General features: G+C 71.7%; 16 protein-coding genes. 4 read left to right on the forward strand and 12 right to left on the reverse strand.

What is annotated here, in order from left to right; translation table 11 throughout:
* Positions 1 to 31: 31 nt before the first annotated feature.
* Positions 32 to 931, reverse strand: coding sequence for a pantoate--beta-alanine ligase (gene panC / locus OO014_RS03155; RefSeq protein WP_272460816.1), 900 nt, complete (start codon positions 929 to 931; stop codon positions 32 to 34).
* The gene (locus tag OO014_RS03160; RefSeq protein WP_272460817.1) at positions 928 to 1,827 is read right to left on the reverse strand and encodes a Rossmann-like and DUF2520 domain-containing protein; all 900 of its coding nucleotides are present in this window, start codon (positions 1,825 to 1,827) and stop codon (positions 928 to 930) included. The genes panC and OO014_RS03160 overlap by 4 nt, the downstream gene beginning before the upstream one ends.
* Before the next feature lie 32 nt (positions 1,828 to 1,859).
* On the opposite strand from OO014_RS03160, the gene OO014_RS03165 reads away from it, so the two are divergent.
* The 4 genes from OO014_RS03165 to OO014_RS03180 all read left to right on the forward strand — a co-directional run bounded on the left by OO014_RS03165 (position 1,860) and on the right by OO014_RS03180 (position 5,015).
* Entirely contained in the window at positions 1,860 to 2,837 is a 978-nt protein-coding gene (locus OO014_RS03165) for an SAM-dependent methyltransferase (RefSeq protein WP_272460818.1), read from the forward strand.
* A gap of 4 nt (positions 2,838 to 2,841) precedes the next feature.
* Positions 2,842 to 3,414, forward strand: a complete 573-nt coding sequence (locus OO014_RS03170) for a copper resistance CopC family protein (protein WP_272460819.1) — start codon at positions 2,842 to 2,844, stop codon at positions 3,412 to 3,414.
* 87 nt (positions 3,415 to 3,501) lie between these two features.
* Positions 3,502 to 4,692 carry an NADH-quinone oxidoreductase subunit D gene (locus OO014_RS03175; protein ID WP_272460820.1) on the forward strand — a complete coding sequence of 397 codons (1,191 nt, stop codon included), beginning with the start codon at positions 3,502 to 3,504 and terminating at the stop codon, positions 4,690 to 4,692.
* A gap of 8 nt (positions 4,693 to 4,700) precedes the next feature.
* A complete protein-coding gene (locus OO014_RS03180) occupies positions 4,701 to 5,015 on the forward strand; it encodes a hypothetical protein (RefSeq protein ID WP_272460821.1) in 315 nt (104 codons plus the stop codon).
* A 6-nt stretch (positions 5,016 to 5,021) separates the two neighbouring features.
* Here OO014_RS03180 and OO014_RS03185 read toward each other — a convergent pair whose 3' ends face one another.
* From OO014_RS03185 to OO014_RS03230, 10 genes are all read right to left on the reverse strand, one after another.
* Complete coding sequence (locus tag OO014_RS03185) at positions 5,022 to 6,014, reverse strand: hypothetical protein (RefSeq protein ID WP_272460822.1); 993 nt, start codon at positions 6,012 to 6,014, stop codon at positions 5,022 to 5,024.
* Positions 6,015 to 6,049: 35 nt separating this feature from the next.
* Positions 6,050 to 6,553, reverse strand: coding sequence for a DUF3180 domain-containing protein (locus OO014_RS03190; protein ID WP_272460823.1), 504 nt, complete (start codon positions 6,551 to 6,553; stop codon positions 6,050 to 6,052).
* A complete protein-coding gene (folK, locus tag OO014_RS03195) occupies positions 6,550 to 7,437 on the reverse strand; it encodes a 2-amino-4-hydroxy-6-hydroxymethyldihydropteridine diphosphokinase (RefSeq protein ID WP_272460824.1) in 888 nt (295 codons plus the stop codon). The genes OO014_RS03190 and folK overlap by 4 nt, the downstream gene beginning before the upstream one ends.
* Positions 7,434 to 8,333, reverse strand: a complete 900-nt coding sequence (gene folP, locus OO014_RS03200) for a dihydropteroate synthase (protein WP_272460825.1) — start codon at positions 8,331 to 8,333, stop codon at positions 7,434 to 7,436. Before folP ends, folK begins: the two co-directional genes overlap by 4 nt.
* A gap of 34 nt (positions 8,334 to 8,367) precedes the next feature.
* Entirely contained in the window at positions 8,368 to 8,940 is a 573-nt protein-coding gene (folE, locus tag OO014_RS03205) for a GTP cyclohydrolase I FolE (protein ID WP_272460826.1), read from the reverse strand.
* 3 nt (positions 8,941 to 8,943) lie between these two features.
* Positions 8,944 to 11,034 carry an ATP-dependent zinc metalloprotease FtsH gene (gene ftsH, locus OO014_RS03210; protein ID WP_272460827.1) on the reverse strand — a complete coding sequence of 697 codons (2,091 nt, stop codon included), beginning with the start codon at positions 11,032 to 11,034 and terminating at the stop codon, positions 8,944 to 8,946.
* A 135-nt stretch (positions 11,035 to 11,169) separates the two neighbouring features.
* Positions 11,170 to 12,030 carry a DUF1028 domain-containing protein gene (locus OO014_RS03215; RefSeq protein ID WP_272460828.1) on the reverse strand — a complete coding sequence of 287 codons (861 nt, stop codon included), beginning with the start codon at positions 12,028 to 12,030 and terminating at the stop codon, positions 11,170 to 11,172.
* Positions 12,031 to 12,038: 8 nt separating this feature from the next.
* A complete protein-coding gene (hpt, locus tag OO014_RS03220; protein ID WP_272460829.1) occupies positions 12,039 to 12,590 on the reverse strand; it encodes a hypoxanthine phosphoribosyltransferase in 552 nt (183 codons plus the stop codon).
* Between the two features lie 87 nt (positions 12,591 to 12,677).
* Entirely contained in the window at positions 12,678 to 13,679 is a 1,002-nt protein-coding gene (gene tilS / locus OO014_RS03225; RefSeq protein ID WP_272460830.1) for a tRNA lysidine(34) synthetase TilS, read from the reverse strand.
* Positions 13,680 to 13,698: 19 nt separating this feature from the next.
* A complete protein-coding gene (locus tag OO014_RS03230; RefSeq protein WP_272460831.1) occupies positions 13,699 to 14,853 on the reverse strand; it encodes a zinc-dependent metalloprotease in 1,155 nt (384 codons plus the stop codon).
* Positions 14,854 to 15,027 lie beyond the last annotated feature (174 nt).

The following is a 15,027-nucleotide window of genomic DNA, read 5'->3' on the forward strand; positions in this document are numbered from 1 at the left end:
GTGGCTCAGTCCTTCGGTCGTGCCGGGAGGGTCAGTCGTGGGTGAAGGTCTCGAGGGGCCCGCCGCCGGGGCCGACCATGACGGGCAGGTTGTCGATGAGGCGGGTCGTGCCGACGCGCCCGGCGACCGCCAGGAGCGCCTCGCCGCGATACCACTCGGGCACGTCCTGCAAGGTCTCCGGGTGGACGAGGACGAGGTAGTCGACGAGGGCGAGCGGCTCGTGGACGAGGACCTCGCGGGCCGCGCGTCGGATCGCTGAGGGACCCTCGATGGCGGCGCCGGCCCCGGCCCGGAGGGCGCGGGAGAGGCACAGCGCCGTCTCCCGGTCGGAGGCGGTGAGGTAGGTGTTGCGGCTCGACATCGCCAGGCCGTCGGGCTCACGCACCGTGGGCACCGACACGACGCGGACCGGGAAGTCGAGATCCCGCACCATCCTGCGGATCAGGAGCAGCTGCTGCGCATCCTTCTGGCCGAAGTAGGCGGAGGTGCACCGGGTCAGGTGCATGAGCTTGGCGACGACGGTGAGCATGCCGTCGAAGTGGCCCGGCCGGGACTGGCCCTCGAGGACGTCGCCCAAAGGCCCGGCGGAGACACGCACCCCGGGGTCTCCCTCGGGGTAGATGACGTCCGGGGTGGGCGCGAACACGAGGTCGACGCCGGCCGCGGAGCAGATCTCGAGGTCGGAGTCGAAGGTGCGCGGGTAGCGGGACAGGTCCTCCTTCGGCCCGAACTGGAGCGGGTTGAGGAAGATCGTCACGATGACGTGGGCGTGGGTCTCGCGGGCCCGTCGGATCAGCGTGGCGTGGCCGTCGTGGAGAGCGCCCATCGTCATGACGACGGCGACGTCGCCGTCGTCGAGGGCCGCGCGGGCCGTGCGCAGCTCGTCGCGGGTGCGGGCCACGACGGGGCCGTCCGTTGGTTGCGTGGTCACGACTTGTCCTCCTCGTCGGCGAGCAGATCGAGCAGCGGCTCGGCGGCTGACGGCTTCAACCTGCCGCTGAGCAGTGCTCGTTGTGCGGTAGCGCGGGCGAGCGCCAGATAGGTCGGTCGGATGTCGGGGGCGACGTCCCGGAGCAGCGCCACGTGCCCGGCAACGGTACCGGCATCTCCTCGGGCGACCGGTCCGGTGAGGGCTGCGTCACCCTGTTGCAGCGTGTTGGCCAGGGCCGCCGACAGGAGCGGCTCCAGCACTCGGGCCGGCTCCTCGATACCGGTCGAGCGCAACAGGTCCATCGCCTGGCTGACGAGGGTCACCAGGTGGTTCGCACCGTGGGCGAGGGCCGCGTGGTAGGTCAGCCGCTCCTCCTCCGGCACCCACACGGGGTCGCCGCCCATCTCGATGACGAGCGCCTCGGCCAGGGGGCGCGCCATGTCGACCGTCGTGACGCCGAAGCAGCAGTCCTGGAGTCGCTCGATGTCGACCGCCGTCCCCGTGAACGTCATCGCCGGGTGCAGCGCGAGGGGCACGATGTCCCGCTCGGCCGCCGCCTCGAAGACGGCGATGCCGTGGGCCCCCGACGTGTGCAGGACCAGCTGCCCGGGCGTGAAGGTCGCCGTCGCTGCGAGGCCCGCGATGAGCTCGACCAGCGCGTCGTCCGGGATGGCGAGCACGACGAGGTGGGCGCCGGCGACCACCTCGGGGATCGGCCGCACCGGCACCCCGGGCAGCAGGGCCGCCGCGCGCTCCCGGCTCTGCTCACTGACGGCGGAGACGCCGGTGACGTGGTGCCCCGCCCTGCGCAGCGCCGCGCCGAGCACGGCGCCGACGCGGCCGGCGCCCACGATCCCGACGTCGAAACGGGCGGGGCGATCCTGCGGAGTGGTCACTCACCGCACCGTATCGCCTAGAGTCCGTGACCGTGGATCCCGTTCCCTGGCGTCAGGCGTGGCAGAGCGCGTTGTATGCCGCTGGGCTGGGTTTCTACGTCGCCCGCGGTGGACCCTCGGCGCACTTCACGACCGCGACCCACGGGGTGACCGGGGCGGTGCTCGCGCAGGCCCTGCTGGACCTGTGGCACCGGGAGCGCGGAGTGACGCCGCCCGCGCTCGTCGTCGACGTCGGAGCGGGGCGAGGTGAGCTGGCGACCCACCTGGCCGACGTGGTCGACCCGGTGACGGCCGTTCTCGCGGTCGACGTGGTGGCACGCCCCGACGGTCTCGACCCCCGAGTGGACTGGCTCGAGTCACCGGGGGGCGCAGGGCTCCCGAGCGGCCTCGTGGGCCTGTCCCACGCGCTCGTCATCGGGCACGAGTGGCTGGATGTCGTGCCCTGTGTCGTCGCCGAGGTCGACGAGTCGGGGCGGCTGCGCGAGGTTCTCGTCGATCCCGCCAGCGGCGGCGAGCAGCTCGGCGACGGCCTGCCGGCCGCCGACCTGGCCTGGGTCGGGGAGCACTGGCCCGCCGCAGCACCGGGCGACCGCGTCGAGGTCGGCCGGGCCAGAGACGGTGCATGGGCAGATCTGGTGGCGCGCGTGGAGTCCGGGCTGCTCGTCGCCGTCGACTACGGGCACGTCCGCGAGGCTCGCCCGCCCAGGGGCACCCTGACGGCCTATCGGTCCGGGACCCAGACCGAGCCGGTGCCCGACGGCAGCTGCGACATCACCGCCCACGTGGCGATGGACAGCCTGGACGCGGACCTGGTCACCACTCAGCGCGAGCTGCTCCGGAGCCTCGGGGTTCGCGGTGCGACACCGGACCATGCCCTGGCGATCCGGGACCCGATGGCCTACCTCCGCGCGCTGGAGCGGTCCGCCGCGGAGGCGGAGCTCATCAGGCCGGGCGGGTTCGGGGACTTCTGGTGGGCGCTGAAGCGGGTCGGGGCGCCGGACATACCCTGAGGGCATGCGTCGGCTCGTCACGGTCCTCCTTGCCCTCAGCACGTCCGCGGGGGTGACCATCGGCTTCGCGGCTGCGGCGATCATGGCCTTCCCCAGCACGGCCAGCGCACATGACGTCCTCGAGAAGACGACACCGGGCGAGGGCACCTCGGTCGAGCAGGTGCCGGCGGAGGTCGTGCTGGTGTTCAGCCAGGAACCCCTCGAGATCGGCCTGCAGGTCGTCGTCACCGGCCCGACCGGCAACGTGGCTCAGGGGGCCGCCGTCATCGAGGGGCGGGAGGTCCGTCAGGCCCTCTCGTCCGCAGCTCCCGCGGGCGACTACACCGTGGCCTACCGCGTGACGTCCGAGGACGGGCACCCGCTCACGGGTTCGTTCCGGTTCTTCGCGCTCACCGGGCTCGACGGGTCGACGGCGACAGTGGGGCCGTCGGCCCCCGTCGCCGCGCCGGAGGACCCCGAGGCAGAGGCCGCCAAGGACTCGCAGCTGGTCCCCGTCCTCCTCACCGCGGCCGGCACGGCCATTGCCCTCGGCCTGATCGCCTTCGTGCTGGTCCGAATGCGACGTCGGCAGTCCTGAGCGGCGCCCCGGGCGGCGACGAGGATCACTGAGACTCGGCCGACACCACCCTCTCGAAGCGAGGGGGGACACGGCATACTCGACCACATGACCGAGACCGCCGTGTCACACCGTTCCTCGCGTCAACGCGCCCTCACCGTCGGGGTCGGCGCCGGAGGGCTCGCAACGGCCGACATGGTCCTCAACATCGGCCCCCAGCACCCCGCGACACACGGCGTCCTCCGGCTGCGCATCGTCGTCGACGGCGAGCGGATCGTCACCGCTGAGCCGATCATCGGCTACATGCACCGCGGCGCCGAGAAGCTCTTCGAGGTCCGCGACTACCGGCAGATCGTCGTGCTGGCCAACCGGCACGACTGGCTGAGCGCGTTCTCCAACGAGCTCGGCGTCGTGCTCGGCGTCGAGCAGATGCTCGGCATGGAGGTCCCCGAGCGCGCAGTGTGGGCCCGCACGGCGCTCGCCGAGCTCAACCGCGTCCTCAGCCACCTGATGTTCCTCGGCAGCTACCCGCTCGAGCTCGGCGCCATCACGCCGGTCTTCTACGCGTTCCGCGAGCGCGAGGAGCTCCAGGCCGTCCTCGAGGAGGTCTCCGGCGGGCGGATGCACTACATGTTCAACCGCGTCGGCGGTCTCAAGGAGGACCTGCCCGCCGGCTGGCTCGGTCGGGTCGACAAGGCGATCGTCAACGTCCGCAAGCGGCTGCCGTCGCTCGAGCACCTCCTCGTCGGCAACGAGATCCTCGAGGCCCGCACCAAGGGCGTCGGCGTCCTGGCGCGGGAGACCGCCCTGTCCTACGGCGTGTCCGGCCCGATCGCCCGCGCCAGCGGCGTCGACGTCGACCTGCGTCGAGACGCCCCCTACCTCGCCTACGGCGAGCTGTTCGGGCCCAACGGTCCCGGCCGGGTGGTCACTCGGGAGGCCGGCGACTCGCTCGCCCGCCTCGAGGTGCTGCTCGAGCAGACCCGGGTCAGCCTCGACATCGCCGAGGCCTGCCTGGACCGGCTGATCCAGCTCCAGCCGGGCCCGATCAACGTCAAGCTGCCCAAGGTCCTCAAGGTCCCCGAGGGCGAGATCTACTGCGCGACCGAGAACCCGCTCGGCTTCAACGGCTACTTCCTCGTCTCGCGCGGGGACAAGACGCCGTGGCGGCTCAAGCTGCGCTCCGCCTCGTTCAACAACGTCGCCGTCCTGACGGAGATGCTGCCCGGGCAGCTCATCTCCGACATGGTCTCGATCCTCGGGTCGATGTTCTTCGTCGTCGGCGACGTCGACAAGTGAGGTCCCGTATGCCGCTGGGCTCGCTCACGCGCGCCCGCCGGCTCACGCTGCGCGCCCTTCTCGTTGCCCTGGTGCTGGCCGCGGTCGGTGGCACGGCGGCCTGCTCGGACGAGGACCTCGTGGACACCATCCCGCCCCCTCGCCCCAACCGGGGGGCGACGGCCCCGTCGATCCCGACCGGCCCGTCGGAGGACTCGACGACGTCCTCGACGACCCCGTCAAAGACCACGTCAGAGACCACGTCAAAGACCACGTCGAGGACCTCGACCGTCTCCCTGGTCGACGAGTCCACCGCGCCAGACGCGAGCACCAGCACGCCCTGACCGCCCTCAGGAGACCGGCATCCCCAGGAACCGCGGGGCGCCGGAGGCGATGTCGATGACGACCCGCTCCCCCAGTGGCTCGGCGAGCTGCAGGACCGTCGGGGACAGCAGGTACTGCATCGTGCACATCGTGCCCGGGTCGGGCGGCGTGAACGTGCCCCCGACGACGACGAGGTCGGGGAACTCGACCGCGTGCCCCGTCAGGTCGCGGTCGCAGGCCCCATGGCCGAGCTGCACGGTGATGGTCCGCCCGGAGACCGCCGACAGGGCGTCGGCCGAGCTGAGCCCGGGCTCGGCTGCGGGCAGGGACGGCAGCGGGGCCGGCTGCTGTGCGGGCGGCTCCAGGATCCCGGGCGCCGTGGCGACGATGACGATCGGCCGGGCCATCCCCTGGACGGTGAAGGACCACGCCGGGACCCTGGCCTCGCCCTCCGTCGTGGGCACTCGCGCCGTGGTGAGTTCGGCGTCAGTGAGCGTGAGCCGGCACTCGTCGGACGCAACGCCCGTGCAGTCACCGGTGGCGTCCTGAAGGGCCCTGGCCAGCGACTCATCCGGCGTGATCACGTCGACCGGACGCTCCGTCCCGTCGGGCAGGGTCATCGTCGAGACGCCGATCTCGTCCTTCGGGACGCCGCTGTCGAGCGTCACCCGGCCTGCGGCCCACGCGACCTTCTGGGCATCGGTCTCGAAGCCCAGGTCAACGACCCAGGACCCCAGCAGCACCGGGCCCTCCGGCTGCTGCGGCACCCCAGCCCTGCGGACGGCCTCGGCGACGATCTTCGCCCGGTCGACGAAGGACGGTGGCGCCGGCTCGGACGGAGCCGTCGTGGCCGAGGGGCCGGCGGGAAGGTCGACGGGGGCACCCGGCGTGGACAGGGTCGAACCAGTGGAGGCGGGGGCGGGCGACTCGACCTCGCCGCAGGCGCTGAGGGCCAGCCCGAGCGGGACGGTGAGCAGGACGAGAGTTCGCAGCCGGCGGCCGCGCGTGGGAAACGCCATGTCTCGGAGACCCCTGAGCCAGCGGGTTCGTTGCATCAACGGTCCCGAGCGTGGCCGTCCAGGTGGGGCACCTCGTCCTCGTCGCCCTCGTCCCGAGGTCGGACGCGGCACCACCGCTGGACGACCATGCCGGCGACGGCCAGCGCGAGAGCCACGACGACGTGGAGGGCGAAGGGCCACAGCCGGCTGCGCTGGGACTCGACGTCCGCGTCGGGCAGCAGGACGAGCACGATGGCGGCGTACCACCCGGTGAGGGCTGCGCCGGTCAGGGCCGCGGCCTGGCCGAGCACCAGGGTCCGGGCCGCGCGCAGTGCCGTCATCGACGGGGAAGGGGTGCCGTCCCGGAACTTCCGGACCTGCCAACCGGCCACGAGCACGCCACCGCCGAGGAAGAGCATGGCGGCTGCACCGACCCAGCCCGGGTCGGGAATGTTGCCGGTGGCCCCCTCGACCCAGCGCATCACCAGCCAGGCGAGCACGAGCACCACGAGCCCGGTCAAAGCCAGGGTCGTCACGCGGATGCCGGAGTGCCGCTTCACGGCTGCCCCCATTCGGGTCCGGGGCCGACCCCGGACTGGTCGAGCCCGCCGAGCAGCTCCCGAACGGGACGGATGCGTTCGTCGCCGGGTCCCAGCCGCAGGCGCGCGTGCGGGTCGACCGCGGCCCAGGGCACCAGGACGAAGGCGCGCTCCCCCGCCCGCGGATGCGGGAGAGTGAGTGACTCGTCCGTGCTCACGACCTCGTCCACCGAGCCGGGCGAGCCGAACTGGATCAGATCGAGGTCCAGGGTGCGGGCGCCCCACCGCACCTCGCGGGTTCGCCCGTGGGCGGCCTCGATGCGGTGCAGGGCCTCGAGCAGCTCGCGGGGTCCGAGGCGCGCTCGCCCGATCACCACGGCGTTGAGGTAGGGCGGCTGGTCGGGACCGCCGACGGGCTCGGTCTCGACGAGCGGCGACACGGAGGTCACGGTGAAGCCGGGCAGCTCACGGAGAGCGTCCACCGCGAGCGAGAGGGTCTGGCCCCGGTCACCGAGGTTGGACCCGAGCGCGATGACGGCGCGCGGACCCTGGCTCCTGCGGATCCGGACCTGGACGTCGCTGAAGGGATGGCCCACCGGAGCTTCCGGCTTGTGCACCACGACCTCGACCTCGTCGACGCGGTCGAAGGCGAGCACGTCGTCCGCGATGACCTCGGCCAGGCGCTCGATGAGGTCGAAGGAGGGTCCGGCGATGCGTGCCACGACGAGGGAGGCGACCTCCGCGTAGTTCACCGTCGCGGCGAGGTCGTCGCTGCGGCCGGCCGGCGCGAGGTCGAGCGTGAGGTGCACGTCGACGACGAAGGTCTGCCCGTCTCGTTTCTCCGACTCGAGGACTCCGTGGTGACCACGGGCCGTCACGCCCTGGAGAACGATGGCGTCGCTCACGAAGAGCCCGCCGCGGACGTGTCTGGGGTCTGCAGGTGGTCGAGCGCTGCACCGACGACCGACAGCACCCGCACCGTGGACGCCACGTCATGGACCCGGACACACCACAGGCCGGCCATGGCAGCCATGACCGAGGTCACGGTCGTCTCGAGGTCGCGCTCGGCCGGGGGCCGCGGCGGCTCGCCGGGGGCCAGGCCGACCCGGCCGAGGAACGTCTTGCGCGAGGCACCGAGCAGGACCGGGTGCCCCAGCTCGTGGAACTCCGGCAACGCGGCCATCAGCGCCCAGTTGTGCTCGGCGGTCTTGGAGAAGCCCAGCCCCGGGTCGAGGACGAGCAGGTCCGGGCTCATCCCGGCACCCAGCAGCTCGTCCCGACGGGCGGCGAGCTCACGGGACACCTCCGCGACGACGTCGTCATAGACGGCGAGTGACTGCATGTCGGCGCTGTGGCCGCGCCAGTGCATGGCGATGAACGGCACCCCGGCCTCGACGGCCAACGGGACCATCTCGGGGTCGGCCAGCCCGCCGGAGACGTCGTTGATGATCCCCGCGCCGGCCTCCAGGGCCGCGGCTGCCACGTCAGCCCGCATGGTGTCGATGGAGACGACGGCGCCCTGCTCGGCCAGATCCCGGATGACCGGCAGCACCCGGCGCAGCTCCTCCTCGACGGAGGGTCGGTCCGCGCCCGGCCGGGTCGACTCGCCCCCGACGTCGACGATGTCGGCGCCGGCCGCCAGCACTTCCCGCCCATGGGCGAGGGCCGCCTCGGGCTCGAACCAGACACCCCCGTCCGAGAACGAGTCGGGGGTGACGTTGACGACGCCCATGACGAGGGTGCGGTCACGCTCGGTGACGAGAGCGGCGGCCGCGAGCGCTGCGGCTTCGGAAGCGATCATGACCGCCATTCTGTCGTCGAGCAGGCCCGGGAGGTCACTTGTTGCCCTCGAGCATGAGCGCCATGGCCTCTGCTCGAGTGGCCGGGTTGCGCAGCTGGCCACGCACTGCGGAGGTGATGGTCGAGGCTCCCGGCTTGCGGATGCCGCGCATGGACATGCACAGGTGCTCCGCCTGGATCACCACGATGACCCCCTGGACCTCGAGGTGCTCGACGAGGGCGTCGGCGATCTGGGTGGTCAGTCGCTCCTGGACCTGCGGGCGGCGGGCAAAGACCTCGACGAGCCTGGCCAGCTTGGACAGGCCGGTGACCCGCCCGTCCTTGCCCGGGATGTAGCCGACGTGGGCGACGCCGTGGAAGGGCACCAGGTGGTGCTCGCACGTGGAGTAGAGCTCGATGTCCCGCACGATGATGAGCTCGTCGTGCTCGATCTCGAACGTCTTGTCGAGGACGTCCTCCGCCCTCATGTCCAGCCCGGCGAAGACCTCCGCGTAGGACCGCGCCACGCGCGCCGGCGTTTCCACGAGGCCGTCACGCTCCGGGTCCTCGCCGATCGCGAGCAGCAGCTCGCGGACGGCAGCCTCGGCCCGCGCCACGTCGATCGCCATCGATCAGGCCTTCTCGTCGGGGTTCACCGGCCGGTCGTCGGGGACCTCCACGACTGCCACCGGCGGGTGCTCCTCGGCGAGCGGGTGGGCGCCGACGGACGCCGCCTCGTCGATCTTCTCCTCGAGCTCCGGGTCCGGCGCCGTCGGCGGGGCCAGGTGGCCGTTCTGCTGCGCCGCGACCTCGGCAGGAGTGAGCACGGGCGGCCGGTCACCGGGCACCCGGGCCTGGGACGACAACCAGGTCGGACGCATCGACAGCTTGACGATGTCGTGGAAGACGCGCGCGATCTCGGCCTGGTTCAGGGTCTCCTTCTCGAGCAGCTCGAGCACCAGACGGTCGAGGACGTCGCGGTTGGTGTTGATCGCCTCGTAGGCCTCGTCATGGGCGTTCTCGATCAGCTTGCGGACCTCCTCGTCGACGACGCCCGCGATCTCCTCGGAGTAGTCGCGCTGGTGGCCGTAGTCGCGGCCGAGGAAGACCTCGCCCTGGCTCTGGCCCAGCTTGATCGCGCCGATCCGCTCGCTCATGCCGTACTCGGTGACCATCTTGCGGGCCATGCTCGTGGCCTTCTCGATGTCGTTGGAGGCACCGGTGGTCGGCTCGTGGAAGACGATCTCCTCGGCGACGCGGCCGCCCAGGGCGTAGGCCAGCTGGTCGAGGATCTCGTTGCGCGTGGTCGAGTACTTGTCGTCGACCGGCATGACCATCGTGTAGCCGAGAGCGCGGCCGCGCGGCAGGATCGTCACCTTGGTCACCGGATCGGTGTGGTTCAGCGCGGCGGCGACGAGGGCGTGACCGCCCTCGTGGTAGGCGGTGATCTTGCGCTCCTTGGCCGACATGATGCGGCTGCGCTTCTGCGGGCCGGCGATGACCCGGTCAATCGCCTCGTCGAGAGACTTGTTGTCGATGATCTTGCGGTCGCTGCGGGCCGTCAGCAGGGCCGCCTCGTTGAGGACGTTCGCGAGGTCGGCGCCGGTGAAGCCCGGCGTGCGGCGCGCGACAGCGAGCAGGTCGACGTCGTCGGCCATCGGCTTGCCCTGGCTGTGCACCTCGAGGATGCGGTGGCGGCCGATCATGTCCGGCGCCTCGACGGCGATCTGCCGGTCGAAACGGCCAGGTCGCAGCAGGGCGGGGTCGAGGATGTCGGGACGGTTCGTCGCGGCGATGAGGATGACGTTGGTCTTGACGTCGAAGCCGTCCATCTCGACGAGCAGCTGGTTGAGGGTCTGCTCGCGCTCGTCGTGGCCCCCGCCGAGGCCGGCTCCACGGTGCCGGCCGACGGCGTCGATCTCGTCGACGAAGACGATGGCCGGCGCGTTGGCCTTGGCCTGCTCGAAGAGGTCGCGGACGCGGCTGGCACCGACACCGACGAACATCTCGACGAAGTCCGAGCCGGAGATCGAGTAGAACGGGACGCCGGCCTCACCGGCCACTGCGCGGGCGAGCAGGGTCTTGCCGGTGCCGGGCTGGCCGTAGAGCAGCACGCCCTTGGGGATCTTCGCGCCCACCGCGAGGAACTTCGACGGCTCCTGGAGGAACTCCTTGATCTCCTGGAGCTCCTCGATCGCCTCGTCGCAGCCGGCGACGTCGGCGAACGTCACCTTCGGAGTGTCCTTGGAGGCGAGCTTGGCCCGGGACTTGCCGAACTGCATGACCCGGTTGCCGCCGCCCTGCATCTGCCCCATCAGGAACCAGAAGAGCGCAAGGATGATGATGATCGGCAGGATCGAGACGAGCAGCGTGCCGATCCAGCTGGGCTCCTCGATGAAGTCGGTGTAGTTGTTGGGCGGCATGTGCTTGTTGAGCGCCTCGACGACGTCGTCACCACGGGCCTCGACGTAGAAGGCGAAGACGGTCTTGGCGTCCTGGACCGTCTTGTCGGCCGAGGTGTAGGGCGTCTTGAGCGTCAGCTCCATGCGCTCGTTGTTGAGCAGCTTGGCCGACTCGACATTGCCAGAGGTGATCTGCTTCATCGCCTCGGACGTGTCGATGCGCGGGGCACCGGCATCCGAGAACATCATGCCGAAGACGAGCGCGCTGATGAGGACCATGATCCACACCAGGGGGGTGCGCAGAATCCGCTTTGCGTCCATGTACGTGCGAGGCCTGGCGGCCCCGGTCCTCCTGCTCGTCAGTGTGAGTGCACCGTGGTGTGCACGCGATCAACGTTCGGCGAACTCCCAGTGTTCCGCATCACGGCCCCCTGTGCCCAACCAGCCCACCGACTCTCAGGAGGGTGGGGCGCCTGCCGTTTCGCGGAGAGCCTGCAGGACGCGGCGGTCGATCCCGCCGGGCGCAAGGCGGGCCTCGTAGTTCACCTCGCCTGCCCACGCTGCCAGGGCAGCCTCCACACCAGCGGCTCCCTCACCCGCGGCCGGCGCGTGACCGAGCCGCTCCAGGAGCCGCCCGACCTCGGCGGCCAGCTCACCCTCGAGCGGCTGCACCCCCTCGGGCCGCCCGAAGTACATCTCCCACTCGTCGAGCAGACGGCTCAGCTCCGTGACCGGGTCGGCGTGGTCGTCGACGCGCAGGTCGGCTGCAACGCCGCTGCGGTCGTAGCCCGCACCGGGCTCGACGGCGTAGATTGCGGCGCTCTGCCGGCCGCGCGAGTCACCGCCGGCGGCGTCCCCAGCGACGAGCGCTGCGAGCAGGCGTTGCGGCAAGGTCGACCCGGCCGACGCGAGCCAGGCCCGCTCCATCTCGTCGACGACCTCGGGACCCACGAGGATGTTGCCCTGGATCGCGTAGGCGGACTCCCCGTCGTCGGAGGACCTGGCCACGCCCCCGCACCACGGGATGCACTCGTCCCCGGTGAAGGTCGCCACCGACTCGCGGCCCACGACTCCCACCTGTCGCGTCGCTCCGCCCGGGTCCATCGCCGTCACCGACTCCAGGGCAGAATCCGCCGGCTCGCCGGCCTCGAGCCGGGCCAGCAGCTCGGGGATGTAGGCGACCCGCGCCCACGACTGGGTCGCGACGGCGCCGACGCCGATGCGCGCGCCGGGCACCACCGCGCCCACGGCCAGGAACTTGCTCGCCACGGCCACGCCGTAGGCCTCGCCCAACCGGGCGACGATCGAGAACGTCATCCGGCGGGTCAGGCGTAGACGTGCGGCGCGAGCGTGCCGACGCAACGCAGGTTGCGATAACGCTCGTCGTAGTCCAGGCCGTAGCCGACGACGAACTCGTTGGGGATGTCGAAGCCGACGTACTTGACGGGGATGTCCACCTTGACGACGTCCGGCTTGCGCAGCAGCGTGCAGATCTCCACCGAGGCGGGGCTGCGTGACTCGAGGTTGGCCTTGATCCACGAGAGCGTGAGGCCGGAGTCGATGATGTCCTCGACGATGAGGACGTCCTTGCCGGTGATGTCGGCGTCGAGGTCCTTGAGGATCCGCACCACGCCGGAGCTCTTGGTGCCCGAGCCGTACGACGACACGGCCATCCAGTCCATCGGGGCCGTGCCCGGCAGGGCCCGCATCAGGTCGGCCATGACGACGACGGCGCCCTTGAGAACGCCGACGAGGAGCAGGTCCTTGCCCTCGTAGTCCCTCCAGATGTCCGCGGCCAGCTCCGCGAGGCGGGTCTGGATCTGCTCCTCGGTGAGGAGGACCTGGGCCAGGTCAGCTGCCATGTGCTCGCGGTCCACGAAGGCTCCTTGGAGTGGTGGTGGTGAGGGTTGGCCGTGCGGCACTATTCAACCCCACGCGACGGGGGTGTCCCCACTGCCCGGAGCTCAGTGGGTGTCCGCGGTCTCGCGGATCGGGCTGAACCGGATCGAGTCACCGGTGCGGGACACGGCGATGCCCCCCGGCACGTGGAGCGGCCCCTGCCCGTGCCATGAGGTCAACAGGGCGTCGAGCGACTCGACGTGGGCGGCGGTCACGTCCGAGATCGGCGCGCCCGCCTCGGCGGACAGGATGCGCCACACCCGGGTGCGGATGGCCCGCGGCAGCGCGGCGAGCGCCTGCAGGTCCACGCCAGGGTCCCCCGCCGTCGCCGGGAGGTCCTCGCGGGCGCGGATGGCCAGGCTCTCGAGGTAGTCGGCGTCCTCTCGCAGCAGGTCGGCCGACCGGGCGAGGGCCGCCCCGAAACCTGGCCCGAGATCGCCTTCGAGCGCCTCGAGCAGCCGGCGCGCGCGGACCCGGCGGAAGGAGGGGTCGGCGTTGTGCGGGTCGTGCCAGGGCTCGATGCCCAGCGCCTCGCAGGCGGCTCGCGTCGTCGCCCGCGGCAGGGCGAGCAGGGGCCGGACGAACCTCCCCCGGCGCAGCGGCATACCGCTCAGGGAGCGGGCGCCCGATCCCCGCGAGAGGCCCAGCAGCACCTGCTCGGCCTGGTCGTCCCGCGTGTGGCCGAGCAGGACCTGGCTGGCCCCGACCCGGTCGGCCACCGCATCGATCGCCTCGTAGCGGGCTGCGCGGGCGTCGGCCTCGAGCCCGGACCCGGTGATCCGGACCTCGGCCCGCGCGACCTCGACGGGGTCGAGACCCAGGTCGCGGCAGGTGCGCGCTGCCCGCTCGGCGACGACGTCGGAGTCCTCCTGCAGGCCATGGTCGACGACCACGGCGCCTGCGCGCAGACCCCCGCGAGGAGCCTCGAAGGCCAGTGCGGCAGCGAGCGCGAGCGAGTCGGTGCCCCCCGAGCAGGCGACGAGGACGAGGCCTCCTTCGGGAACGTCGGCGAAGTGCTGACGCACCGCGAGGCGGGTGGCTGCGACCGCCGGGTCCGGTCCGGTCATCTGGTCAAGGCCTCCTGTGTCAGCCGTGGACCCGGCGCACCCACGCGTCGGGGTCGAGGATCTCGGTCGGCTTCGGCAGGGTATCGGGAGCCGACCACACGGCGTTGAACCCCTCCCTGCCGACCTGGTCGGTGACCGCGCGGACGAAGACTGCTCCGTCGCGGTACTGGCGCATCTTGGCCTCGATGCCGAGCAGCTTGCGCAGCAGCCGGTCGAGGCCGACGGCGCCGCTGCGTCGAGCGTTGAACTTGCGCCGGATCTCGTCGACCGTCGGGATGACGCTCGGGCCGACGTCGTCCATGACGACATCCGCGTGGCCCTCGAGCAGGGACATCACGGCGGTGAGCTCGGCGATCCGCGCCTTCTGCTCGGGCGTGGCGAAGAGCTGTCCGAGGCCCTCACCCGAGGAGATCACCCCGGGCAGGTTCCGGGCGAGCTGGTCGAGCCGCTGCCCCACCTCCTCGGGCGTCGGAGCGAGGTCGACCGCGAGCGCCTGCGACGCGGCGATCAGGTGCTCGCGCAGCCACGGGACCGCGGTGAACTGCACGCGGTGGGTCTCCTCGTGCATCGCGACCCAGCGCCGGAAGTCCCGGGGGCTCACGTCGAGCTTGCGCTCGACCTCGACGACGTTGGGGGCGACGAGGAGCAGTCGGGGGGTGCCTCCGGGAGCAAGGTCGTACTGCCCGAGGATCTTGCTCGACAGGTAGGCGAGCAGGCCGCCCATCTCGGCGCCGGTGACCTTGCTGCCGATCGCCTGGGCAGCCGCGCTCTCCGGTCCCTTGCGCTTGGCCAGCAGCTTGTCGACGACCGGGTCGATCATCGCCTTGAAGGAGTCGACGTTGGCGCTGATCCAGCCCGCCCGGTCCACGATGAGGGGTGGCGGCGCGTCCTCCGGGGCGTGGAGGCGACTGGTCGTCGCGACCGGCTCCTGTGCCTCCGCCGCGGCCGCCCGAAGGTCGGCGACGATCTCGTCGGCCTCGTCGCTCGTCACCTGCGGGCCGGGCTTGACGACCGTGCGCCCCGTCCACTTCGCGAACTCGTAGTCGACGTATGCCGCTGAGCTGGCTCCCGGCGCGGCGCCCGGCGCCGTGGGTGGCTGGGTGTCCAGGCGGTCCGGGTCGTGCTTCGGGTCAGGTGCGGGCTCCGTGGCGGAGCCCCTGGCGCTGTCGGTCATGCCTGGCCTTTCATCGATGACGGGGCCACTGCCCCAACCAACGCCCGCTCTGTCCGGAACGTTCCCCCTCTCGTACCCGCTGCCCGAACTCACCCGCCCGTTCGAGGTGCAAACCGACTCCCAGTGGTCGTGGCCCACCTCGAACCGTCACCGTTCTGCGGGACTTCTGACTCT

The organism is Intrasporangium calvum, from assembly GCF_028446585.1.
Lineage (GTDB): Bacteria > Actinomycetota > Actinomycetes > Actinomycetales > Dermatophilaceae > Intrasporangium > Intrasporangium calvum_A.

Coding starts and splice junctions, on each gene's coding strand:
- ftsH (WP_272460827.1), bottom strand. CDS start 11,034: ATGGACGCAAAGCGGATTCTGCGCACCCCCCTGGTGTGGATCATGGTC.
- tilS (WP_272460830.1), bottom strand. CDS start 13,679: ATGACCGGACCGGACCCGGCGGTCGCAGCCACCCGCCTCGCGGTGCGT.
- OO014_RS03230 (WP_272460831.1), bottom strand. CDS start 14,853: ATGACCGACAGCGCCAGGGGCTCCGCCACGGAGCCCGCACCTGACCCG.
- folP (WP_272460825.1), bottom strand. CDS start 8,333: ATGATCGCTTCCGAAGCCGCAGCGCTCGCGGCCGCCGCTCTCGTCACC.
- OO014_RS03180 (WP_272460821.1), top strand. CDS start 4,701: ATGCCGCTGGGCTCGCTCACGCGCGCCCGCCGGCTCACGCTGCGCGCC.
- OO014_RS03175 (WP_272460820.1), top strand. CDS start 3,502: ATGACCGAGACCGCCGTGTCACACCGTTCCTCGCGTCAACGCGCCCTC.
- OO014_RS03170 (WP_272460819.1), top strand. CDS start 2,842: ATGCGTCGGCTCGTCACGGTCCTCCTTGCCCTCAGCACGTCCGCGGGG.
- OO014_RS03185 (WP_272460822.1), bottom strand. CDS start 6,014: ATGGCGTTTCCCACGCGCGGCCGCCGGCTGCGAACTCTCGTCCTGCTC.
- folE (WP_272460826.1), bottom strand. CDS start 8,940: ATGGCGATCGACGTGGCGCGGGCCGAGGCTGCCGTCCGCGAGCTGCTG.
- OO014_RS03215 (WP_272460828.1), bottom strand. CDS start 12,030: ATGACGTTCTCGATCGTCGCCCGGTTGGGCGAGGCCTACGGCGTGGCC.